The organism is Streptomyces sp. NPDC008092 (genome assembly GCF_042957285.1).
In the GTDB taxonomy this organism is placed as follows: domain Bacteria; phylum Actinomycetota; class Actinomycetes; order Streptomycetales; family Streptomycetaceae; genus Streptomyces.
On record NZ_JBIBHY010000001.1, the window covers coordinates 967,380 to 990,185 of the forward strand.

The following is a 22,806-nucleotide window of genomic DNA, read 5'->3' on the forward strand; positions in this document are numbered from 1 at the left end:
GGATGGCCATGCAACCCTGGTTCACCGACGCCAAGCTGGGGATCTTCGTGCACTGGGGCATCTACGCCGTGGACGGGGTCCAGGAGTCCTGGTCCTTCTACGACGACATCGTGCCGCACGAGCAGTACATGTCCCAGCTGGACCGCTTCACCGGCGCCCGCTACGACCCGAAGGCGTGGGCGGACCTGTTCGCCCGCGCCGGCGCGAAGTACGCCGTGCTGACGAGCCGTCACCACGACGGTGTGGCCCTGTGGGACACGGCGTACGGCGACCTCAACCTCGGCCGGGACTACCTCGGCCCCTACGCCGAGGCCCTGCGCGCGAACGGCCTCAAGGTCGGCCTCTACTACTCGCACTCCGACTGGAACCACCCCGACTACGCCTCCACGCGCAAGCCGGGCCGCCCGCCGGAGCTGGAGGACAACCGGTACTCGGAGGTCGCGGCCGAGCACGAGGACCTGGCCGCCTGGGAACGCTTCCTCGCCTACCGGGACGGCCAGATCACGGAGCTGGCCTCCCGCTTCCGGCCGGACCTGATGTGGTTCGACGGGGAGTGGGACCGCAGCGAGGAGCAGTGGCGGATCCCCGAACTCGCCGCCCTGATCCGGTCGTACGTCCCGCACGTCGTCTTCAACGCACGCATGCTCAGTGAGGGCGACTACGCGACGCCCGAGCAGGGCGCCCCCATCGTGCCGCCGGACGGCCCCTGGGAGCTGTGCCTGACGATCAACGACTCGTGGGGGTACCAGCACCACGACCACAACCACAAGTCCCTCGCCCAGCTGATCCGCTACTTCACCGAGACCATCGGGGGCGGCGGCAACCTGCTGCTCGACGTCGGCCCCATGGAGGACGGGACCATCCCGCAGCCGCAGGTGGAGCGCCTCGAAGGGCTGGGGGAGTGGATCCGCAGGCACGCGGAGGCGGTGTACGGGACCGGGCGCGGCCTGCCGGCCGGGCACCACTACGGCCCGAGCACCCTCTCCGCCGACCGGCGCACCCTGTACCTCACGCTGTTCGACGCCCCGCGCGCCGAGATCGGCGTCCGGGGCCTGGCGACCGGGGTGAAGCGGGTCACCGTCCTCGGCACCGGCACCGAACTCGGCCACCGGGTGATCGGCGGGCTGCACGACGCGGTCGGCGTGCTGTGGATCGACCCGCCGGCCGCGGCCGACCTCGACCCGTACGCCACCGTCCTCGCCGTCGAACTGGACGGCGAGCTGGAGCTGTACCGCGGATCCGGCCGGTTCTGACCGGATTCGAACCATAAGTCTGGATTTCTCATATGAAGAATTAAGAGAAGGGTAAGTAGGCAGGTCACGGCGGCTTTTCGGGCCGCCGTGACCCTGTTGGTTTCCCTCCCGGACACCTTGAGTTCGCCTGGCACGCCTGGGATGCGGGACGGCAGGGACGACAGAAAGGCATCACCGTGCGAGACCCGCGAATGTCTGCGATCGCCAAGGGGCTGAGGCGCCGGGGCCGGCTGATGGCGCAGGCGGTGAGCCCGCCCCGCAAGACCCTGGACGCCATCCCGACCCAGCGCCCGGCCGAGCGGCCGCAGCAGGCCCCCGTCGACTACACGGCCCCGCTCGCCCCGCGCCTGGTGGAGTCCCCCGCCTTCGTGCTCTCCTCGGTGCGCTCCGGCTCCACGCTGCTGCGGGTCCTGCTGAACAGCCACAGCCGCATCCGGGCCCCGCACGAGATGCACCTGCGCACGGTCCACGTCCGCATGTCCCGGGAGTTCACCGCGGACGCCATGAAGGAGCTCGCCCTCGACCGCGAGGAGCTGGAGCACGTGCTGTGGGACCGGGTGCTGCACCTGGAGCTCAGCCGCAGCGGCAAGGACGTCATCGTCGACAAGACCCCGCCGAACACCCTCATCTGGCCGCGGCTGCACCGATGTTGGCCCGAGGCCCGGTTCGTCCTGCTGCTGCGCCACCCCGGCGCCGTCATCCAGTCCCTGACCAGCCGCCGCGCCGAACCGAACCACGAGGCGATCCGCGCCGAGGTCCTGAACTACGCGGAGAAGCTCGAAGAGGCCCGCCAGAGCCTCACCGGCGCCCACGTCATCACGTACGAGGACCTCACCGCCGACCCGGAGAGCGTCACCCGCGGCCTGTGCGCGTACCTCGGCGTCCCGTGGGAGAGCGGCATGCTCGACTACGGCAAGCAGGACCACGGCACGTTCCGGCCGAAGCTCGGCGACTGGAGCAAGGAGATCAAGTCCGGGAAGATCCAGGCCGCCCGCCAGGCGGACCCGGCCGCCGAACTCCCGCCCCGGCTCGCCGAGATAGCGAAGGCGTGGGGGTACCCGGTCTAGGCACCCCCACGCCGACGGTCTCCGTCCGCTCAGCGCTCGCTCAGCCGGTGAAGCCGGCCGTGATCGAGGTGAACTGCCAGTCGCTCTGGCTGATCCCGGAGCAGTTGCTCACCACTCCGCCGCCCGCGCAGCCGCGGTCCCGGTTCGCCGCCCAGAACGCGAGCCGGGCGATGTGGTGCGAGTTCCCCCAGTCACGGATCTGCGTCCAGATCGCCGGAGTGGTGTTCTCCTGCTGGTCGGACAGGCCGTTCATGCCGGAGATCCCGATGTGCGCGTAGGCCGTCGCGTCGTCCCAGCCGAACGTGGACTTCAGCTTGGTCTTCAGCCCCTCGGCCGCGGCGACGGTGTTGCCGTACATGTCGGAGCCGCCGCCGAAGTCGAACGGCATGATGGTGAAGACGTCGATGTCCGCGCCGATCGACTGAGCCTGTTCGATCAGCCGGTTGCCGTAGTACGTCGGCCCGGTGGTGGACGTGCCGAAGGTGACGATCGTCTTCAGGCCGGAGTTGTTGGCCTTGACCGTCTTGAGGGCGGTCAGGATCTTCGCCTGCACGGCTTCGTTCTCGAACTCGTCCGTGTTCTCGATGTCCATGTCGACGGACTTGAGGCCGTAGGCGTCGATCACCTTCTGGATCGCCGCGGCCAGCGCGCTCGCCGAGGAGCAGTTGGCGCCGAGCTTGCTGCCCTGCCAGCCGCCGAACGACGGGGTGACGTCACCGCCGGCCGCCCGGATCTGGTTGATCGCGGTCTGGTCGGCGCCACCGGTCAGCGCCCGGCTGCCGTCCCAGGCCGGCGTGCAGCCGCCCGAGTCCAGCACGAAGGCCATGGTGAAGTTCTTGATGCCGGTCGCGTTCATCACCGTGGTCGGGTTCGGCGGGTCGCCCCAGCCCTCGTAGAGGTAGGGCGCGGCCTGCTTGAAGCCGTTCCCGCCGCCGCTGCCCGCGCTCGTCGTCACGGACACGGAGTTGGAGGCGGCCGACACGTTCCCGGCCGCGTCCCGCGCCTTCACCGTGAACGAGTACGCCGTACTGGCCGACAGGCCGCTCACCGTGGCGGAGGTCCCGGAGACGCTCGTCGCCAGGGTCGACCCGCGGTAGACGTCGTACGCCGCCACCCCGACGTTGTCCGTCGAGGCCGACCACGACAGCGACACGCTCGACGAGGTCTTCCCGGTCGAGGTCAGGTTCGTCGGCGCGGTGGGCGCCTGGGTGTCCGAGCTGCCGCCGGGCCCGTCGAGGCTGATGTCGTCGGCGTAGTACGTCCCCTGGGCGTACCACCCGTGGACGTAGATCTGGGCGCTGGTCTGCGAGGCCCCGGTGGTGAAGGAGACGGTCAGCTGGCTGTACGCGGACGCCGAGGTCGTCCAGGTGGAGGCGCCGCCGGTCACCCCGAGGTAGACGTACGAGCCGCGGACCCAGCCGCTGAGCGAGTACGTCGTGTTGGGCTGCACGGCGACGGTCTGCGTGCACTGGGCGTTGTCACTGGCGCTCGCGGCCCCCGCGAGCGCCTTGGAGCCGCCGTGCACCGGGGAGGACACGACCGAGCCGAGGTTCCCGGAGCAGGACCACGGCGAGAGACTCCCCGACTCGAAGCCGGGATTGGACAGGATGTTGGCCGCCTGCGCGGTACCGGGCAGCGCGATGGCCCCGGCGAGCGCGAGAGCGGCGGACCCGAGCAGGGCGAATATCCGACGTCTGGAACGTCTGAGCGAGTTACGCACACGATCTCCCTGAAGGAATGGGGGTGTTCGGGAGTGCACGAACGTGCAGGGGAGTGCGCAACCAAGCTGGTATGGACCAATCCACCTGTCAAGAAGACAGACGTGAATTGGTCCATACCGGTGAGATGACTTACGCAGGGGCGCGGGGAACTGCGCGAGAAACCACGACGGCGCCGCACCCGGCCGGCAACCTAGAGCGGCAGCACCGCAGCCGCAGCGTCAACCGACTCCACTTCCACGGCCAACGCCGGCGCCAGCACCACGTCGGCCTCCTCCCGCTGCACGGGAACCGACGGGAGGACAGGCTTCGGCCCCGACACCACCGCGTAGTCCTGCCCCAGGAACGGCGGCTCGATCACCCCGGGGTCCTCGCCCAGCGCCAACTGCACTGCCGCCCAAGGTGCGTTGACCCCGCAGAGCGACAGCTGGTGCAACCCGCCGGCCGGCCGCGTGTTGACATCGAGCAGCACCGGCTGGTCGCCGTACATCCGGAACTGGATGTTGGACAGGTAGTGCAGCCCGAAGCCCTCGGCGATGATCCGCGCCGGCTTCAGCCACTGCTCGTCGAGGGTGAACCCGCGCCGGCGCCCCTTCTTGGTGCGGCCCACGGCCATCCGGATCCGGTTGTCGGGCCCGGTGAGGCAGTCGACGGACACCTCCGGCTCCTCGAGACGCGGCATCACCAGCCAGTCCACCGGCTCGTCGGCGCGGCGCAGCGCGTCCACGACCAGGTCGAGCTGGACATACGGCCCCGGGAACCCGCTGAGGTGAAAGAGCGAGAAGGGGGCGCGCGTGATCACCCGGAAACCCACGCCACCCGCACCGGCGGCCGGCTTGAAGCAGGCCTTGTGCCCGCCGGCCTCCAGCTCCTCGACCGCGGCGACCAGCTCGTCCGCCGTGCGGACCCGCGACCACGGCGGCACCGGGACGCCCACCGAGCTCACCGCCTCGTACGCGGTCGCCTTGTCCTCGAAGACGGCGGTCGCCTCCGGCGTCGGCGCCAGCAGGGCCGTGCCGACCGCCTCGAAGTCGGCCCGGTGGGCCACGATCGCCGACTGGTGCAGCCGGGGCACGAAGACATCGATGCCGCGGCGCTGGCACTGGTCGAGGGCGTACTCGACGTACGCGGCCGGGGACAGGCCCTCCGGCTCCAGGTCGGCGGTGTCGGCGGCGGCCAGCACGGGGGAGTCGGCGTCACCGTGCGTCGCATGGATGTCGACCGCCCGGTCGCTGGGATTTCTCCGCAGCTGATCCATGAAGAACACGTTCTCCGCGTACGTGCGGTTGAGCCAGACGCGTACGCGAGAGCGCATTAAAGCCGCCTTTCGGGGTTTTCGGGCAGGGCTCAGCGAGCCCGTGCCCGGGCAGGGTGGTTGGAGGGTCACCAAACCGCCCTGGACGAAGGGAAGTTCGTGGCGGAGGTGTTAGGGGGGATCATACGGCTTTCAAGGGGCCCCGCGTGCAACGCCAGTGTTACGGATTTCCCCGTACTGTCCACGCGCGTTTTCCTGCACCGTCCGCGCCGGTTTCCTTGACGGCCCGCAACCCGCCCCCGCGCCCGGCCAGGTGCTCTTGTTCCCGGCCCCCGAAGTGTGTTGTGGTGGGGACCGACGACATGATCGGAAGGGGTACGGGGTGGAGTCCACGGCCGGTGCCGGGCAGTTGCTGGCCATCAGCGACCTGCACATCTCGTACCCGGAGAACCGCGAGCTCGTCGAGAAGATGCGTCCGGAGACCGACGAGGACTGGCTGATCGTCGCCGGTGACGTCGCGGAGACCGTCGCGGACATCCGCTGGGTCCTCGAGACCTTCGCCGGCCGCTTCCGCAAGGTGCTGTGGGCGCCCGGCAACCACGACCTGTGGACCCACCCCAAGGACCCGGTCACGCTGCGCGGAGTCGCCCGCTACGAGCACCTCGTCGCCCTCTGCCGGGACCTCGGCGTGGTCACCCCCGAGGACCCGTACCCGGTCTGGGAGGGCCCGGGCGGCCCGGCCGTCGTGGTACCGCTCTTCCTGCTGTACGACTACTCCTTCCTGCCGGCCGGCTGCGCCACCAAGGAGGAGGGCCTCGCCTACGCGCACGGCACCGGCATCGTCTGCAACGACGAGTACCTGCTGCACCCCGACCCCTACCCGACCCGCGAGGACTGGTGCCGGGCCCGGGTCGAGGAGACCGAGCGCCGGCTCGCCGAACTGCCCGCGGACCTGCCCACCGTGCTGGCGGGGCACTACCCGCTGGACCGGCACCCCACGGACGTGCTCTGGTACCCGGAGTTCGCCATGTGGTGCGGCACCACCCGCACCGCGGACTGGCACCGCCGGTTCCGCGTCGCCACCATGGTCTACGGTCATCTGCACATCCCCCGGACCACCTGGCTCGACGGGGTCCGCTTCGAAGAGGTCTCCGTGGGATATCCCCGCGAGTGGCGCAAGCGGTCCGGGGAACCGGGCCGGCTGCGCCGCATTCTGCCGATGGAGGTCGGAACCGGTGATCGAGGAGCTGCTCCCGGAGTCGGTGGTGGCCGTGGAGATGCTCGGTGACGAGGCGATCCGCGAGGCCCCGCTCTACCCCGAGGAGGCGGCGCTGGTCGCCCGGGCCGTGCCCAAGCGCCGCCGTGAGTTCGCCGCCGTGCGCGCCTGCGCCCGCAGCGCCATGGAGAAGCTCGGAGTCCCGCCGCAGCCCGTCGTGAGCGGCGAGCGCGGCGCCCCGCGCTGGCCGGACGGGCTGGTCGGCAGCATGACCCACTGCGAGGGCTACTGCGCCGCCGCCCTGGTCCGCGCCACCGACCTGGCCTCCCTCGGCATCGACGCCGAACCGCACGCAGCGCTCCCCGAGGGCGTGGCCGAGGCCGTACTGCTGCCCGCGGAGCGGGAGCGGCTCGGCCGCCTCACGGCCGAGCGGCCCAGTGTGCACTGGGACCGGCTGCTGTTCAGCGCCAAGGAATCCGTCTACAAGGCGTGGTTCCCCCTCACCGGGAAGTGGCTGGACTTCATGGAGGCCGACATAGAGCTCGTCCCGGAGCCCGGTGAGCGGCCGCACGGCATCCTGCGCGCCCGCCTCCTGGTGCCCGGCCCGGAGGTCGGCGGGCGGCGCCTGCAGGTCTTCGAGGGCCGCTGGAGCGTGGGGCACGGCATGCTGACCTCGTCCGTGGTCGTGCCGCACCCCTGACGCGCCGCGCCGGCTCAGGTGGGTGGGCACCAGTCGTGCAGCAGCCGGAAGAACGACTCCTCGTTGCCGGTCAGTCCGGCTCCGGCCAGTGCCTCCTCGGCCTCGGCGAGCACGGCCGGCGGCACCACGAACGGGCGCGGGGCGCCGGGCGGTCCGTCGAAGGCCGCGCGCACGGTGTGCAGCAGCCTCAGATAGGCCTGGACGGCGGCACGTTCACGGTCGGTCAGTACGGCGGTGTGCATCGGTCGGCTCTCCCCGTCGGTCGTCGTGGCCACGCGCCCGGACGGCGCGGGCACACCGCGTATGCGGTGCGCACCCCCCAGCTTGCCGGTCGCCACTGACAACGCCCCCGAGCCGGGCGTCGGTTCGCTCGCTTAGCGGAGGCGAAACCTCACCGAAACTCCCCGGGGAAAAGTCTTCCTACCCTGGACGGAGAGGATTCCGGCCGGGCCGCAGCAGGTCCGGGACAGCGGGGGAGGCCCAGCCGTGCCAGAAGGGGTGCCCAGCCGTCCGCAGCGCACCGCGCACCTGCGCCCGGTGGGCGACGGGGAACTCGTCGCGCGCCACCGGGTCGTGCACGGCTACCGACGGGCCTACCGCATCGCCGGTTCCGGGCCCGCCCTGGTCCTCATCCACGGCATCGGGGACTCCTCGGCCACCTGGGCCCGGCTCATCCCCGACCTCGCCCGCACCCACACCGTGATCGCCCCCGACCTGCTCGGCCACGGCGAGTCGGACAAGCCGCGGGCCGACTACTCGGTCGCCGCCTACGCCAACGGGGTGCGGGACCTGCTGACCACCCTCGGCGTCGAGTCCGCGACCCTGGTCGGGCACTCGCTCGGCGGGGGAGTCGCGATGCAGTTCGCCTACCAGTTCCCCGAGCGCACCGAGCGGCTCATCCTGGTCAGCGCGGGCGGGGTGGGCCGCGAGGTCAACCCGGTGCTCCGGCTCGTCTCCCTGCCCGGCGCCCACCTGATGCTGTCCGCGCTGCGGCTGCCCGGCATGCGCCTCCAAGTGGGCCTGGCCGTACGCCTGCTGAGGCTGCTGGACACCGGCCTCGGCCGGGACGCCCCGGAACTGCTCACCCTGGTCGACGCGCTCCCCGACGAGACCTCCCGCAACGCCTTCGTCCGCACCCTGCGCGCGGTCGTCGACTGGCGCGGCCAGGTCGTCACCATGCTGGACCGCTGCTATCTCACCGAGGGCATGCCGACCATGCTCCTGTGGGGCGACCGCGACAGCGTGGTCCCGGTACGCCACGCCCACCGCGCCCTGGAGGCGATGCCCGGCGCCCGGCTGGAGATCTTCGAGGGCGCCGGGCACTTCCCGTTCCACGCCGACCCGGCCCGGTTCGTCGCCCTGGTCCAGGAGTTCACGGCCACCACCGCCCCGGCGGACTGGAGCCGTGAGCACTGGCGCGCCCTGCTCCTCGACGGCCGCCCCGACACCGGCCACGGCCCGGCCGGGCAGCAGGACCTGCGCGAGGCGAGCGAGCGCAGCGCCACCTGAGCCCCTGCCGCCCCCCGCCGCCCCCCGCCGTCCCTGCCAGGGCTCCGAGGCCGCGGGCCGCGAGGCCTACGTCCCCAGGTACCCCAGCGACGCCTCGATACGGCCCGCCACGTCGTGCCGCCGTACCGGCCCGCGCAGTGCCGAACCCGCCAGCCAGGTACGGCACTTGCTGGCCAGCAGCAGCCCGAACGTCTCCGCGTCCCGTTCCTCGGCCCGGTCGAAGCGGGTGCGGGCGGCCACCCGCTGGACGGCGGCCCGGAGCGCGGCCCGGTCGGCCTCCGAGCCAGCGCCGGTGCCGGTGGCGGTGCCGGTGGGGGTCGCGGTGCCGGCGCCGGTGGCCGCGCCGAGGAGCCGTGCGGCCACCCCGACCCCGTCCACGTCATGGCCGCAGTGCTCGGCGTGCATGTGCCACAGTTCGTGGCCGAGGATCACCAACTGGTGGTCGGGCACGGTGCGTTCCTCGACGACGACCAGGTCGCGGTCGGCCAGGTCGAGCCAGAGCCCGCTGGCCGTGCCGGCCGGGAAGGCGGCCGTACGGAACTGGACGGGGCGGCCGCGGCGGCGGCCCAGCGCGTCGCACAGCGCCCGGTACAGCTCCTGCGGCGGGGCGGGCGTGGGCAGGGTCAGTTCCCCGACCAGCTCGCCGCTCAGCCGGCGCATGTCCCTGCCGATGCCCACGTTCCTCCCTCGGCTCACGACTCCCGGCTCACGACGCGGGGCGTTTGACGCTCTCCAGGAGCATGTCCAGCCATTCCGCGACCTTGTCCCGGTGCTGGTCGGTGGGCAGCTGGGCGGCCCGCCAGGCGATGCCGCGCACCCCGTGGTCCTGCAGCAGCCGCTCCAGCGGGTCCTCGGCCGCCCCGGCCGCGGCCCGCTCCCGGTCGGCCAGCTTCTGCAGCAGCTCCTGCTCGACGCGCTGCAGGGCGCCGGCGAGCGCCTCGGGGTCCTCGGCGGTGAGGAACCCCGCGTGCACCCGGAAGTAGCGCTGGAGGGCGTCGCAGTGCTCCATGGTGGGCCGCCGGTCACCGTTGATGAGGGCGCCGGCCTGCTGCCGGGACATGCCCGCGCCGTCGGCGATCTCCTGCTGGGTGTGCTTGCGGCCGTTCGGCTTGAGCCGGGTGCGGCGCAGCAGGTCCAGGCGTTGCAGGAAGCGGGCCTGGACATCGGGCTCGCCCGCCGGGCGGCCGCTCAGCAGGGCCCGGACCACGGGCTCGGGGACACCGCAGGCGTGGGAGAGCCGTCCGACGTCGAGGACCTCGGCGTGCGGGACGCCGAGCCGGTCGGCGAGCGCGGTGACGCGGGCGACGGCGGCCGGCAGCTGGGCGGTCGCCGCGGCGCCCGGATCCTCGTAGCCATCCGTCACCGACTGAACTCCTACGTCTCTCAGGGGAATCAGGGGCTTCTCACAAGCTGTGCCGTGAACTCCCGGCACCCGCGCGAACCCCCCGGACACTAGCGGGTCGTTCGAACTCACATCCAGGTCTCGCCACAACTGTGGCCAATTTCGGACGTCAACAGGCATGAAATGCCACGATAGTTGACATGACTCAGGGTGGGGCAGCAGGATCACATCGCCGCGAGAAGGCCGCATAGGCAAGAGGGGTGACCTCCCGATGGCATATCAGGCAGGTGGGCGGCGGCCGGCGCCGCGGCCCGTCCCCGAGAGCCTTGAGGCCCAGGCGTACCTCCAGGACTACGCGTTACTGCTGGACGCCGTTCCCTTCCCGTCCCTGGTGGTGGACCACCGCTGGGACGTGGTGCTGGCCAACGGCGCGTTCGAGACACTTTTCCGGGCGGTCGCCCCGCATCCCACCGCGATGCCCGGGGACAACTTCCTCCGTTTCGTCCTGTTCCACCCGGACGCCGGTGCGGTCCTCGGCGCCCACGAGGCGGGCTGGTGCCTGCCGATGCTGGCGCAGTTCAAGACCACCCTGGAGCAGTACGCCCACGACCACGAACTCCAGGCCATCCGCCGGGAGATCGCCCAGGACCCCATCATGGAGGCCGCCTTCCGGCAGGGCCTGCCGCACTGGCTGCGGGCGGTCGGCGAGGACGGCGCGCAGCTCGACGGCGCCGTCCGGCCGCTGCTGCACCCGGACCCGCTGCTGGGCGCCACCGAGTGCCGGGTCGTCGGCGAGACCCCCAAGACCCTTCAGGACATGGGCTACGCGCGTTACACCCTGGTGCTGCGCGCCGTCCCCCGCCCGGCCGCCCCGCGCCGCTCCCGGCGGCCCGGCGGCCTCGGTGCCCATCTGACCGTCGTCCCGGCCCCCGAAGGCTGACCCGGCACCGTCGGCGTTCAGGTCGCCGACGGCGCCGGGCCGGACGTGTACGACGCCCCGACCCCGACTCGCCCCCGCTTCGCCCCTGCTGTGCGCAGGCTCAGCCGCCCGCCACCACCAGGACCAGCGGCACGCCCCGGCACGGCACCAGCCGCAGCCCGCCGAACGCGCCCGGCCGGCCGCTCTCCAGCACCGCCGCGAAGTCCGGCCCCCGGTCCAGCGAACCTGCCAGCCGGGCCGGGTCCGCCGACGCCGCCACCCGGCCGCGGGCGTTGACCAGCCGCGCGGGTCCGGGCAGCTCGCGCAGCAGCGGCAGTGCGGCAGCCTCGAAGTGCCGCAGGTACACGTCGGCGGCGGCCACGCCCAGGAACCGGCCGCCCACCTCCACCGGCGCCGACAGCGTGAGGCTGTACTCGTCCGAGCAGAGGTAGTCGACGTACGGCCCGGCCACCGCCCGCCGCCCGGTGTCCCGGGGCAGCGCGAACCAGTCCCAGTGCGTGTAGTCGGAGTAGGCCGAGGTGCGCGGGTCCAGGTCGAGGAGGAGCGGCCGTACGTCCCCCGAGGCGTCGCTCTGCCACCACTCCAGCCAGGCCGGGACGTCGGCCAGCACCCCGGGCGCGGCCACGAACCCGACGCCGGAGACCAGCTCCTGCCGGGTCAGGCGCAGGTGGAGGCCGGGGCGGAGTGCGGCGAGGTCGGCGGTCACCGGCCGGCGGCCCTCGGCGGCCACCCGGGCCAGCAGCGCGGCCGTGTCGGCGCGGGTCGCCGCGACGGCGTCGAACACCGCCTCCAGGGCGTGGCCGACCCGCGCGGCCACGTACTCCTCGGCGGCGTCGAGCGTGGCCGTCGCCGGACCGGAGTGGACGGTGCCGCGGCTCATGGTGCCCTCCGGCGGACGGGGGAGCGGGTACGGCGCGGCTACAGGGCCAGCCGCAGGGCGATGAGCCGCGCCGTCGAGTCCCGTACGCACCGCTCGGCCAGCTCTCTGGCCGATGTGTGCGCCCCATCCTGCACGGCCGAGATTACGGACCGGTGACGGTCCGCCACCTCTTCACGATATTCGTCGTCGCCGAGCACAAGGCAGAGCAGCGCCCCGATCTCCGCCTGCAGCGCGACCTGTTCCCGGGTGAGCCGGGCGGACTGGGCGGCGGCGGCCAGCTCCACGTGGAAGCGGCCGTAGACCCGGCTGCGCGCCGCCGCGTCCGGTGCCCCGCGCAGCTCCTCGGTGGTGCGGCGGAGCTGGTCGAGGTCGTGGTCCTCGGTGCGCTGCGCGGCGAGGTCGGCGGCGGTGCCCGACAGGGCCGCCCAGTGGTCGCCGAGGTCGCGCAGCTCCTCGGGGCTCCAGCCGCGCAGCCGCGCCGTGAGCCGCTCCCGGTCGGGCACCTCGGGGGAGGAGACGAAGCTGCCGCCGCCCCGGCCCCGGCGGGTGACCACCAGACCCTGCTGGCGCAGGGCCATCAGCGCCTCCCGCAGGGTCACCGTGGACACCCCGAGCTGTCCGGCCAGTTCGGTCTCGCCCGGCAGCTGCTCCCCGTCGGAGAGCAGGCCGAGCTCGATGGCGTCGCCGATCCGGCGGACCACGGCGTCGACCCGGGCCCCGCTGTCCACCGGGGCGAAGACGGCCTTTCGGGCGCCGCCCACCGTCTGGTGCTGTCTCACGGCCCACCACCCTATGCGTTGACCCAACCTTTACCTCGGAAGGGTCTTGAGCTTTGAACTATGACTTCATATCTTTCCGGTCACCAGGTGCAACGCACGAGAGCGGCAGAGAGGTTCCCGCCCATGGAGGCCAGCGCGATCCGGTTGCGGGATCTGCGGAAGTCGTTCGGCGGCACGAGCGCCGTGGCCGGGGTCGACCTGGAGATCCGCGACGGAGAGTTCTTCTCGATGCTCGGCCCCTCCGGCTCCGGCAAGACCACCGTGCTGCGCATGGTCGCCGGCTTCGAGACCCCCACCTCGGGCACGATCGAACTCGCCGGGCAGGACGTCACCCGCCGCGCCCCCTTCGAACGCGACGTGCACACCGTCTTCCAGGACTACGCCCTGTTCCCGCACATGACCGTCGAGCAGAACGTCGCCTACTCCCTGAAGGTCCGGGGGGTCCCCAAGGCCGAACGCCTGGTCCGGGCCCGCAAGGCCCTCGCCGAGGTCCGCCTCGACGGCTACGGCGCCCGCCGCCCGTCCCAGCTCTCCGGCGGCCAGCGCCAGCGCGTCGCCCTCGCCCGCGCCCTCGTCGGCCGCCCCCGCGTCCTGCTCCTCGACGAACCCCTCGGCGCCCTCGACCTCAAGCTGCGCGAGCAGATGCAGATCGAGCTCAAGGCCCTGCAACGCGAGGTCGGCATCACCTTCGTCTTCGTCACCCACGACCAGGAGGAGGCCCTGACCATGAGCGACCGCGTCGCCGTCTTCCACCAGGGCCGCATCGAACAGGTCGGCACCCCCGCCGAGATCTACGAACGCCCCGCCACCGCGTTCGTCGCCTCCTTCGTCGGCACCTCGAACCTGCTCACCGGCGAGGCCGCCCTGCGGGTGCTCGGCGAGAGCGGCACCCACAGCATCCGGCCCGAGAAGATCCGCGTCCTCGACGAGACCACCACCCCGGACGAGGAAGGGCACGCCACCGCCGTGGGCACCGTCGCCGAGGTGGTCTACCTCGGCGATGCCACCCGCTTCCTGGTGGACCTGGACGGCGGCGGCCGGCTCACCGCGCTCCAGCAGAACCTCGACACCTCCGCCGAGGACGTCGCCGCCTACCGCGGCACCCGCGTCCGGCTGCGCTGGCAGCGCCGGCACACCGTCCACGTCCCCGACTGAACCGCCGTCCCTCACGCCATGGAGTACGTCGTGCGCCTCAACCGTCTTCGCACCGCGGCCGCCGTCGCCGCCCTGCTGCTGGCCGCCACCGCCTGCGGCTCCTCCGGCTCCGGCTCCTCGGCCGGACTCAACCCGCCCGACCTCAAACCCCTCGCCAAGCTCGGCAAGTCCGAGGGCGAGGTCAACCTGATCGCCTGGGCCGGCTACGTCGAGGACGGCTCCGACGACCCCAAGGTCGACTGGGTCACCGACTTCGAGAAGCAGACCGGCTGCCAGGTCAACTCCAAGGTCGCCGCCAGCTCCGACGAGATGGTCAAGCTGATGAAGACCGGCCAGTACGACGCCGTCTCCGCCTCCGGCGACGCCTCCCTGCGCCTGATCGCCTCCGGCGACGCGGCCCCGGTCAACACCAAGCTCGTACCGAACTACAAGGACATCTACAGCGGCCTGAAGAACGGCGCCTGGAACTCGGTCAAGGGCCAGATGTACGGCATCCCGCACGGCCGCGGCGCCAACCTGCTGATGTACAACACCGAGAAGGTCAGCCCCGCGCCCACCTCCTGGTCCGCCGTCTTCGACGGCGCGGCGACGTACAAGGGCCATGTGACGGCGTACGACTCACCGATCTACATTGCCGACGCGGCCCTCTACCTCAAGGCCACCAAGCCCGAGCTGAAGATCAAGGACCCCTACGCGCTTGACCAGAAGCAGTTCGACGCGGCCGTCGCCCTGCTCAAGCAGCAGAACGCGGACATCGGCGAGTACTGGAGCGACTACCTCAAGGAGATCTCCGCCTTCAAGAGCGGCGACTCCGTCATCGGCACCACCTGGCAGGTCATCGCCAACCTGGCGGCCGACGAGGGCGCGAAGGTCAAGGCCTTCGTGCCGAAGGAGGGTTCGACGGGCTGGTCCGACACCTGGATGGTCTCCGCCAAGGCCAAGCACCCCAACTGCGCCTACCAGTGGCTGAACTGGATCGTCTCCCCGAAGGTCAACGCCGAGGTCGCCGAGTACTTCGGCGAGGCCCCCGCCAACGCCAAGGCCTGCGACCTGACCAGCGACAAGAACTTCTGCGCGACCTACCACGCGGCCGACGAGAGCTACTGGAAGAACATCGCCTTCTGGAACACGCCCATCGAGCAGTGCCTGGACGGCCGCACCGACGTGAAGTGCGTGCCGTACGCCAAGTGGGTGCAGGCCTGGACCGAGATCAAGGGCTGACCCATGGCCCTGCTCACCCGGACCGCGGGGGCGCTGCACCGGCGCCCCCGGCTCCGCCTCGCGCTGCTGCTGACCGCCCCGCTGCTGTGGCTGGCCGTGCTCTACCTCGGCTCGCTGGCCGTGCTGTTCGTCTCCGCGTTCTGGACGACGGACTCCTTCACCTCCGAGGTGGTGAAGGTCTGGTCGACGGACAACTTCCACGAGCTGTTCACGACGCCGGTGTTCCGGCAGGTGATCCTGCGCAGCGTCGGCGTCGCCCTCGCGGTGACCGCCCTGTGCGCGGTGCTCGCCTTCCCGGTCGCCTTCTACACCGCCCGCATCGCCAGGCCGAGCCGGCGCCCGCTGCTCGTGGTCGCCATCCTCACGCCGCTGTGGGCGAGTTACCTGGTCAAGGTGTACGCGTGGCGGCTGATCCTGTCCGAGGGCGGACTCGCCGACTGGCTGCTCAAGCCCCTCGGCCTGAGCGGCCCCGGCTTCGGCCTGCCGGCCACCGTGCTCACCCTGACCTACCTGTGGCTGCCGTACATGATCCTGCCGATCCACACCGCGCTGGAGCAGCTGCCCGACAACCTGCTCGACGCGTCGGCCGACCTGGGCGCCCGCGCCGGGCGGACCTTCCGGTCCGTGGTGCTGCCGATGGTGCTGCCGTCCGTCGCCGCCGGATCGGTGTTCACGTTCTCGCTGAGCCTCGGCGACTACATCACCGTGCAGATCGTCGGCGGCAAGACCCAGCTCATCGGCAACCTCGTCTACGCCAACATCGAACTCAACCTGCCCATGGCCGCCGCGCTCGCCACCGTACCCGTCGTCGTCATCGTGCTGTACCTGCTGGCGATGCGGCGGACGGGGGCGTTGAGCAGCCTCTGACAATCAGGATGCTATGTCACATGTCACACATGACACTCTCCCGGCCCGCCCGGATCGCCCTCCGCATCGCCGCCGCCCTCGGCTTCGCCGTCATCTACGTGCCGTTGCTGCTCGTCCTCGTCAACTCCCTCAACCCCGACCGCAGCGCGAGCTGGCCGCCGCCCGGCCTGACCACCCGCTGGTGGTCGGCCGCCTGGCACAGCTCGGGCGCCCGCGAGGCGTTGTGGACCTCGGTGAAGGCAGGGCTCGGCGCCACCGCGATCGCGCTGGTGCTCGGCACCCTCATCGCCTTCGCGGTCGCCCGGTACCGCTTCTTCGGCCGGGGGGCCCTGTCCTTCGTGGTCGTCCTGCCGATCGCGCTGCCCGGCATCGTCACCGGCATCGCCCTCAACTCGGCGTTCAGCACGGTGCTGGAGCCGCTCGGCGTCGGGCTCGGCCTGTTCACCGTGGTCGTCGGGCACGCCACCTTCTGTGTGGTGATCGTCTTCAACAACGTCGTCGCCCGGCTGCGCCGCACCTCCGGCAGTTACGAGGAGGCGGCCGCCGACCTGGGTGCCGACACCTTCCGTGCCTTCGCCGACGTCACCTTCCCGCTGGTGCGCTCCGCGCTGCTCGCGGGCGGACTCCTCGCCTTCGCGCTCTCCTTCGACGAGATCGTGGTCACCACCTTCACCGCCGGACCGGGCGTCCAGACCCTGCCCCTGTGGATCTTCGACAACATGACCCGCCCGCAGCAGGCGCCGGTGGTGAACGTGGTGGCGGCCGTGCTCGTGCTCCTCTCCGTCCTCCCCATCTACGTCGCGCAACGGCTTTCGGCGGACACGGCGACCGCCAGCCGGGTCTGATCCGGCCGGCCGAGACGTTACGCAAAAGGCTTGCGTAAATTACGCTACTCTTGCGCGCATGACGCGACGACTTGCGGAAGTAGCCAAGAAGGTCGGGGTCAGCGAGGCCACGGTCAGCCGGGTGCTCAACGGCAAGCCGGGGGTCTCCGAGGCGACCCGGCAGGCGGTGCTCTCGGCCCTCGACGTGCTGGGCTACGAGCGGCCCACCCAACTGCGCGGTGAACGGGCCCGGCTCGTCGGTCTGGTCCTGCCCGAGCTGCAGAACCCGATCTTCCCGGCGTTCGCCGAGGTCATCGGTGGCGCGCTGGCCCAGCTGGGCCTCACCCCGGTGCTGTGCACGCAGACCAAGGGCGGGGTCTCCGAGGCGGACTACGTGGAGCTGCTGCTGCAACAGCAGGTCTCCGGGGTGGTGTTCGCCGGCGGGCTCTACGCCCAGGCCGAGGCGCCGCACGACCACTACCGGCTGCTCGCCGACCGCAACATCCCGGTGGTGCTGGTCAACGCCGCCATCGAGCACCTCGGGTTCCCGGGCGTGTCCTGCGACGACGCGGTGGCGGTGGAGCAGGCCTGGCGGCACCTCGCCTCGCTGGGGCACGAGCGCATCGGCCTGGTCCTCGGTCCCGGCGACCACGTCCCCTCGGCCCGGAAACTGGCCGCCGCGCGGGCGATCGGGGAGGTGCCCGACGAGTTCGTGGCCCGTGCGATCTTCTCCATCGAGGGCGGCCACGCGGCCGCGTCCCGGCTCATCGACCGGGGCGTCACCGGCATCATCTGCGCCAGCGACCCGCTCGCCCTGGGCGCTGTCCGCGCGGCCCGCCGCAAGGGGTACGAGGTGCCCTCCCGGGTCTCGGTCGTCGGCTACGACGACTCGGCGTTCATGAACTGCACCGAGCCCCCGCTCACCACCGTCCGGCAGCCCATCGAGGCCATGGGCCGGGCCGCCGTCGAACTCCTGAACGCACAGATCGGCGGGACCGTCGTGCCGGCGGAGGAGCTGCTGTTCGAGCCGGAGCTGGTCGTGAGGGGGTCGACCGCGCAAGCGCCGAAAGCCTGAGGGTCAACAGATCCCATCCGCTGTCGAATAATTACAGATTCTGCGTGACATCTTGCGCGGCGGTGCTGCCGGTGCTTGAGTGTGCGGCGCCCACCGGTCCCGGTGCGGCGCCCAACTGCTCCTGTTCTGGGGGGTCCACCGATGTCCAGCACCGGGTTCCGCCGTGCTCTCGTCGCGTTCGGCGTCTGTTCCTCACTCGCGCTCTCCGCCACGGCCTGCGGGTCGGGCGACGACGACGCGGGCAGCGGCAAGACACGCATCACCGTCAACTGCGAGCCGCCGAAGAGCGCCAAGGTCGACCGGTCGTTCTTCGACCAGGACACGGCCGACTTCGAGAAGAAGAACCCGGACATCGACGTCGTCATGCACGACGCGTTCCCCTGCCAGGACCCGAAGACCTTCGACGCCAAGCTCGCCGGCGGCCAGATGGAGGACGTGTTCTACACCTACTTCACCGACGCCAAGCACGTCGTGGACATCAACCAGGCGGCCGACCTCACGCCGTACCTCAAGGAACTGAAGAGCTACGACACCATCCAGAAGCAGCTGCGGGACATCTACACCGTCGACGGCAAGGTCTACGGCATCCCGCGCACCGGCTACTCGATGGGCCTGATCTACAACCGCAAGCTGTTCCAGCAGGCCGGCCTCGACCCCGACCAGCCGCCGACGACCTGGGAAGAGGTCCGCGCGGACGCCAAGAAGATCGCCGCGCTCGGCAACGGCACCGTCGGGTACGCCGACTACAGCGCGCAGAACCAGGGCGGCTGGCACTTCACCGCGGAGATGTACGCGCAGGGCGGTGACGTGGTGTCGGCCGACGGCAAGTCGGCGACCGTCGACACCCCCCAGGGCCACGCGGTCCTGCAGAACCTGCACGACATGCGCTGGACCGACAACTCGATGGGCAGCAAGCAGCTCCTCATCATCAACGACGTGCAGCAGATGATGGGTTCGGGCAAGCTCGGCATGTACCTCTCGGCGCCGGACAACATCCCGATCCTGGTGAAGGAGAAGGGCGGCAACTACAAGGACCTCGCCCTCGGCCCGATGCCCGGCGGCCAGGGCACGCTCATCGGCGGCGACGGCTACATGTTCAACAAGAAGGACACCCCCGCCCAGATCCGCGCCGGCCTCAAGTGGCTCGACTCCATGTTCCTCACCCCCGGTGACGGCTTCCTCGGCGACTACGCCCGCGCCAAGAAGAACAACGCGCCCGTCGGCCTGCCCGAGCCGCGCCTGTTCACCGGCGCCGCCGACGCCAAGGACCAGGCGGTCAAGAAGGCCAACGCCAACGTGCCGGTGGAGAACTACCAGGCGTTCCTGGACGGCAACCAGTCCCTGCAGATGAAGATCGAGCCGCCGGACGCCCAGCAGATCTACTCCGTCCTCGACGGCACCGTCTCCGCCGTCCTCACCAAGAAGGACGCCGACATCGACCAGCTCCTCAAGGAGGCCAACGACAAGATCGACGGCATCCTGGCCCGGGGCTGACCACGATGACCAAGACGGCCGAGCGCCGACCCGCCCGCGCGGCGGTCGGCGCCCGACAGGCCCCGGCGCCGCCCCCGGCAGGGGACCGGAGGCGGCGCCGGATCACCGACCAGGTCCGCGCCTACGGCTTCCTGCTCGGCGGACTGATCTGCTTCGCCCTGTTCTCCTGGTACCCGGCGATCCGCGCGGTCGTCATCTCCTTCCAGAAGTACACGCCCGGCTCCTCCGCCGAGTGGGTCGGCACCGCCAACTTCACCCGGGTCCTGCACGACCCCGAGTTCTCGGCGGCCTGGCGCAACACCCTCACCTTCACGCTGCTGGCCCTGCTGATCGGCTTCGCGATCCCGTTCGTCCTCGCCCTGGTCCTCAACGAACTGCGGCACGCGAAGGCGTTCTTCCGGGTCGTGGTCTACCTGCCGGTGATGATCCCGCCGGTGGTCAGCGCCCTGCTGTGGAAGTGGTTCTACGACCCGGGTGCCGGCCTCGCCAACGAGACCCTGCGCTTCCTGCACCTGCCCACCTCGAACTGGACCAACGGCACCGGAACCGCGCTCGTCTCCCTCGTGATCGTGGCCACCTGGGCCAACATGGGCGGCACCGTCCTGATCTACCTGGCCGCCCTCCAGTCCATCCCCGGCGAGCTGTACGAGGCCGCCGAACTGGACGGCGCGAATCTCCTCCAGCGCATCCGGCATGTGACGATCCCCCAGACCCGGTTCGTCATCCTCATGCTGATGCTCCTTCAGATCATCGCCACCATGCAGGTGTTCACCGAGCCGTTCGTCATCACGGGCGGCGGCCCGGAGAACGCCACCGTCACCGTGCTCTACCTGATCTACAAGTACGCGTTCCTCTACAACGACTTCGGCGGTGCCTGCGCGCTCAGCGTGATGCTCCTGGTGCTGCTCGGCATCTTCTCGGCCGTGTACCTGCGGCTGACCCGGTCCGGGGAGGACGGATGAGCAGCGCCACCCGCACCCTGATCTCCCCGGCGACGCTGGCCCGCCCGCGCGGGAAGGCCGCCTACTGGACGGTCTTCACCGGGGTCGTCGTCCTCTTCGCCCTGGCCTTCCTGTTCCCCGTGTACTGGATGGTGACCGGGGCGATGAAGTCACCGGACGAGGTCGCCCAGACCCCGCCGACCATCGTCCCCAAGCACTGGCACCTGTCCGGCTACGCCGACGCCTGGGACCTGATGCAGCTCCCGGAGCACCTGTGGAACACGGTCGTGCAGGCCGCCGGCGCCTGGGCCTTCCAGCTGGTGTTCTGCACGGCCGCCGCCTACGCCCTGTCGAAGCTGAAGCCGGCCTTCGGCAACGTGGTCCTCGGCGGCATCCTGGCCACCCTGATGGTGCCGGCCCAGGCCCTGGTCGTACCCAAGTACCTGACCGTCGCCGACCTGCCCTTCATCCACACCAGCCTGCTCAACGACCCGCTCGGCATCTGGCTGCCGGCCGTCGCCAACGCCTTCAACCTCTACCTCCTCAAGCGGTTCTTCGACCAGCTGCCCCGCGACGTGCTGGAGGCCGCCGAGATCGACGGCGCCGGAAAGCTGCGCATCCTCTGGTCCGTGGTCCTGCCCATGTCCCGACCGGTCCTCGGCGTCGTGTCGATCTTCGCCCTGGTCGCGGTCTGGCAGGACTTCCTGTGGCCGCTGATGGTCTTCTCGGACACCGACAAGCAGCCCATCAGCGTGGCCCTGGTCCAGCTGTCGCAGAACATCCAGCTCACCGTGCTCATCGCCGCGATGGTGATCGCCAGCATCCCGATGGTCGCGCTGTTCCTCGTCTTCCAGCGGCACATCATCGCCGGGATCAGCGCGGGCAGCACCAAGGGCTGACGGCCCTTCCTCCGACAGAAAGGTTCGCACCGTGGGACAGCCCAGCCATGCCCCGAAGGACCACGAGGACCACGACTGGTGGCGTTCGGCCGTCATCTACCAGGTGTACGTCCGCAGCTTCGCCGACAACGACGGCGACGGCACCGGCGACCTCGCGGGCGTCCGCGCCAGGCTGCCGTACCTCGCCGAACTCGGCGTGGACGCCCTGTGGTTCAGCCCCTGGTACCCGTCGCCGATGAAGGACGGCGGTTACGACGTCGCCGACTACCGGGCGATCGACCCTGCCTTCGGCACCCTCGCCGAGGCCGAGAAACTCGTCTCGGAGGCCCGGGAGCTGGGCATCCGGACGATCGTCGACATCGTCCCCAACCATGTCTCGGACCAACACCCCTGGTTCCAGGCAGCGTTGGCCGCCGGACCGGGCAGCCCGGAGCGCGGGCTGTTCCACTTCCGCCCCGGTCGCGGCCCGAACGGCGACCTCCCGCCCAACGACTGGCCGTCGCAGTTCGTCGGCTCCACCGAACCGGTCTGGACCCGGCTGCCCGACGGCGAGTGGTACCTCCACCTCTTCACCCCGGAACAGCCCGACCTCAACTGGGCCCACCCGGCGGTCCACCAGGAGCACGAGGACATCCTGCGCTTCTGGTTCGAGCGGGGCGTCGCGGGCGTCCGCATCGACTCGGCCGCGCTGCTCGCCAAGGACCCGGACCTGCCCGACCTGGCCTCGCACCCGCACCCCCACCCCTTCGTGGACCGCGACGAACTCCACGACGTCTACCGGTCCTGGCGCGCGGTCGCCGACGACTACGACGGGGTCTTCGTCGGCGAGGTCTGGCTCCCCGACGCCGAGCGCTTCGCCCGCTACCTGCGCCCCGACGAACTCCACACCGCCTTCAACTTCTCCTTCCTGTCCTGCCCCTGGGACGCGGCCCGGCTGCGGAACTCGATCGACAGCACCCTCGCCGAGCACGCCCCGGTCGGCGCCCCCGCCACCTGGGTGCTGTGCAACCACGACGTGACCCGCACGGCCACCCGGTACGGCCGCGCGGACACCAGCTTCGACTTCGCGGCCAAGGCCTTCGGCGTCCCGACCGATCTGGAGCTGGGGACCCGCCGGGCCCGCGCCGCCGCCCTGCTCTCCCTGGCCCTGCCCGGCGCGGTCTACATCTACCAGGGCGAGGAACTGGGCCTGCCCGAGGCCGACATCCCGCGCGACCGCATCCAGGACCCGATGTACTTCCGGTCCGGCGGCACCGACCCGGGCCGGGACGGCTGCCGGGTGCCGCTGCCCTGGGCGGCCGGGGCGCCGTACGCGGGCTTCGGTTCGCGGGAGGAGCCGTGGCTGCCGCAGCCGGCCGGCTGGGCGTCGTACGCGGTCGACCGCCAGCAGGACGACGCGGACTCCGTGCTCGCGCTCTACCGGCGGGCCGTCGCGCTGCGCCCGCGCTTCGGCGGCGGCCCGCTGACCTGGCTGCCCGCCCCCGACGGTGTCCTCGCCTTCACCCGTGCCGAGGGCGTGACCTGCGTGGTCAACCTGGGCGCCGGCCCCGTCGAACTCCCCGCCCACTCCGAACTCCTGCTCAGCAGCGGCCCGTTGGACGACGAAGGCCGGCTGCCGCAGGACACGGCGGCCTGGCTGGTGAACTGAGCCGCCGGTACCGCTCGCGCTAT

At 71.2% G+C, this 22,806-nt stretch carries 22 protein-coding genes; 15 read left to right on the top strand and 7 right to left on the bottom strand.

Annotated elements, in window-relative coordinates; all coding sequences use genetic code 11:
* Positions 1-2: 2 nt before the first annotated feature.
* Together ACFZB3_RS03945 and ACFZB3_RS03950 are read left to right on the top strand one after the other, a co-directional pair.
* Positions 3-1,253 carry an alpha-L-fucosidase gene (locus tag ACFZB3_RS03945; protein WP_391369152.1) on the top strand — a complete coding sequence of 417 codons (1,251 nt, stop codon included), beginning with the start codon at positions 3-5 and terminating at the stop codon, positions 1,251-1,253.
* A 191-nt stretch (positions 1,254-1,444) separates the two neighbouring features.
* Positions 1,445-2,320: a sulfotransferase gene (locus ACFZB3_RS03950; RefSeq protein ID WP_391369155.1), complete on the top strand. Its 876-nt coding sequence runs from the start codon at positions 1,445-1,447 to the stop codon at positions 2,318-2,320.
* A gap of 40 nt (positions 2,321-2,360) precedes the next feature.
* On the opposite strand, the gene ACFZB3_RS03955 is transcribed toward ACFZB3_RS03950, so the two are convergent.
* Entirely contained in the window at positions 2,361-4,040 is a 1,680-nt protein-coding gene (locus tag ACFZB3_RS03955) for a carbohydrate binding domain-containing protein (RefSeq protein WP_391369158.1), read from the bottom strand.
* Positions 4,041-4,231: 191 nt separating this feature from the next.
* Entirely contained in the window at positions 4,232-5,353 is a 1,122-nt protein-coding gene (locus ACFZB3_RS03960; protein WP_391369161.1) for an ATP-grasp domain-containing protein, read from the bottom strand.
* 322 nt (positions 5,354-5,675) lie between these two features.
* Between ACFZB3_RS03960 and ACFZB3_RS03965 the strand changes: the two genes are divergently transcribed.
* On the top strand, positions 5,676-6,581 hold the full coding sequence (locus tag ACFZB3_RS03965; protein WP_391369164.1) for a metallophosphoesterase: 906 nt from the start codon (positions 5,676-5,678) through the stop codon (positions 6,579-6,581).
* Complete coding sequence (locus ACFZB3_RS03970; protein ID WP_391369167.1) at positions 6,529-7,209, top strand: 4'-phosphopantetheinyl transferase superfamily protein; 681 nt, start codon at positions 6,529-6,531, stop codon at positions 7,207-7,209. Before ACFZB3_RS03965 ends, ACFZB3_RS03970 begins: the two co-directional genes overlap by 53 nt.
* Before the next feature lie 14 nt (positions 7,210-7,223).
* Here the strand turns inward: ACFZB3_RS03970 and ACFZB3_RS03975 are convergent, their stop codons facing one another.
* Positions 7,224-7,451, bottom strand: a complete 228-nt coding sequence (locus ACFZB3_RS03975; RefSeq protein WP_391369169.1) for a hypothetical protein — start codon at positions 7,449-7,451, stop codon at positions 7,224-7,226.
* A gap of 244 nt (positions 7,452-7,695) precedes the next feature.
* Between ACFZB3_RS03975 and ACFZB3_RS03980 the strand changes: the two genes are divergently transcribed.
* Positions 7,696-8,718, top strand: coding sequence for an alpha/beta fold hydrolase (locus ACFZB3_RS03980; RefSeq protein ID WP_391369171.1), 1,023 nt, complete (start codon positions 7,696-7,698; stop codon positions 8,716-8,718).
* Between the two features lie 66 nt (positions 8,719-8,784).
* Here ACFZB3_RS03980 and ACFZB3_RS03985 read toward each other — a convergent pair whose 3' ends face one another.
* Complete coding sequence (locus tag ACFZB3_RS03985) at positions 8,785-9,378, bottom strand: toxin-antitoxin system, toxin component (protein ID WP_391369761.1); 594 nt, start codon at positions 9,376-9,378, stop codon at positions 8,785-8,787.
* Positions 9,379-9,424: 46 nt separating this feature from the next.
* Entirely contained in the window at positions 9,425-10,081 is a 657-nt protein-coding gene (locus ACFZB3_RS03990; protein ID WP_391369173.1) for a helix-turn-helix domain-containing protein, read from the bottom strand.
* A gap of 250 nt (positions 10,082-10,331) precedes the next feature.
* Between ACFZB3_RS03990 and ACFZB3_RS03995 the strand changes: the two genes are divergently transcribed.
* Positions 10,332-11,000: a hypothetical protein gene (locus tag ACFZB3_RS03995; protein ID WP_391369176.1), complete on the top strand. Its 669-nt coding sequence runs from the start codon at positions 10,332-10,334 to the stop codon at positions 10,998-11,000.
* Between the two features lie 100 nt (positions 11,001-11,100).
* Here ACFZB3_RS03995 and ACFZB3_RS04000 read toward each other — a convergent pair whose 3' ends face one another.
* Positions 11,101-11,880 (bottom strand): cache domain-containing protein, encoded by a 780-nt coding sequence (locus tag ACFZB3_RS04000; protein WP_391369180.1) that lies wholly within the window; start codon positions 11,878-11,880, stop codon positions 11,101-11,103.
* Positions 11,881-11,918: 38 nt separating this feature from the next.
* Entirely contained in the window at positions 11,919-12,659 is a 741-nt protein-coding gene (locus ACFZB3_RS04005) for a GntR family transcriptional regulator (RefSeq protein WP_391369183.1), read from the bottom strand.
* A gap of 123 nt (positions 12,660-12,782) precedes the next feature.
* Between ACFZB3_RS04005 and ACFZB3_RS04010 the strand changes: the two genes are divergently transcribed.
* The 9 genes from ACFZB3_RS04010 (at position 12,783) to ACFZB3_RS04050 (ending at position 22,783) form a co-directional block, all read left to right on the top strand.
* On the top strand, positions 12,783-13,814 hold the full coding sequence (locus ACFZB3_RS04010) for an ATP-binding cassette domain-containing protein (protein WP_391369186.1): 1,032 nt from the start codon (positions 12,783-12,785) through the stop codon (positions 13,812-13,814).
* An 18-nt stretch (positions 13,815-13,832) separates the two neighbouring features.
* Positions 13,833-15,035: an extracellular solute-binding protein gene (locus ACFZB3_RS04015; RefSeq protein ID WP_391369189.1), complete on the top strand. Its 1,203-nt coding sequence runs from the start codon at positions 13,833-13,835 to the stop codon at positions 15,033-15,035.
* 3 nt (positions 15,036-15,038) lie between these two features.
* Positions 15,039-15,902: an ABC transporter permease subunit gene (locus ACFZB3_RS04020; protein ID WP_391369192.1), complete on the top strand. Its 864-nt coding sequence runs from the start codon at positions 15,039-15,041 to the stop codon at positions 15,900-15,902.
* Positions 15,903-15,931: 29 nt separating this feature from the next.
* Positions 15,932-16,747, top strand: a complete 816-nt coding sequence (locus ACFZB3_RS04025) for an ABC transporter permease subunit (RefSeq protein WP_391369763.1) — start codon at positions 15,932-15,934, stop codon at positions 16,745-16,747.
* 58 nt (positions 16,748-16,805) lie between these two features.
* Entirely contained in the window at positions 16,806-17,801 is a 996-nt protein-coding gene (locus ACFZB3_RS04030) for a substrate-binding domain-containing protein (RefSeq protein ID WP_391369195.1), read from the top strand.
* Positions 17,802-17,942: 141 nt separating this feature from the next.
* Positions 17,943-19,295 carry an extracellular solute-binding protein gene (locus tag ACFZB3_RS04035; RefSeq protein WP_391369197.1) on the top strand — a complete coding sequence of 451 codons (1,353 nt, stop codon included), beginning with the start codon at positions 17,943-17,945 and terminating at the stop codon, positions 19,293-19,295.
* A 5-nt stretch (positions 19,296-19,300) separates the two neighbouring features.
* Positions 19,301-20,257, top strand: a complete 957-nt coding sequence (locus ACFZB3_RS04040; RefSeq protein WP_391369200.1) for an ABC transporter permease subunit — start codon at positions 19,301-19,303, stop codon at positions 20,255-20,257.
* The gene (locus tag ACFZB3_RS04045) at positions 20,254-21,135 is read left to right on the top strand and encodes an ABC transporter permease subunit (RefSeq protein WP_391369202.1); all 882 of its coding nucleotides are present in this window, start codon (positions 20,254-20,256) and stop codon (positions 21,133-21,135) included. The genes ACFZB3_RS04040 and ACFZB3_RS04045 overlap by 4 nt, the downstream gene beginning before the upstream one ends.
* A 31-nt stretch (positions 21,136-21,166) precedes the next feature.
* Positions 21,167-22,783 carry an alpha-amylase family glycosyl hydrolase gene (locus ACFZB3_RS04050; RefSeq protein WP_391369204.1) on the top strand — a complete coding sequence of 539 codons (1,617 nt, stop codon included), beginning with the start codon at positions 21,167-21,169 and terminating at the stop codon, positions 22,781-22,783.
* The last annotated feature ends 23 nt before the right edge of the window (positions 22,784-22,806 follow it).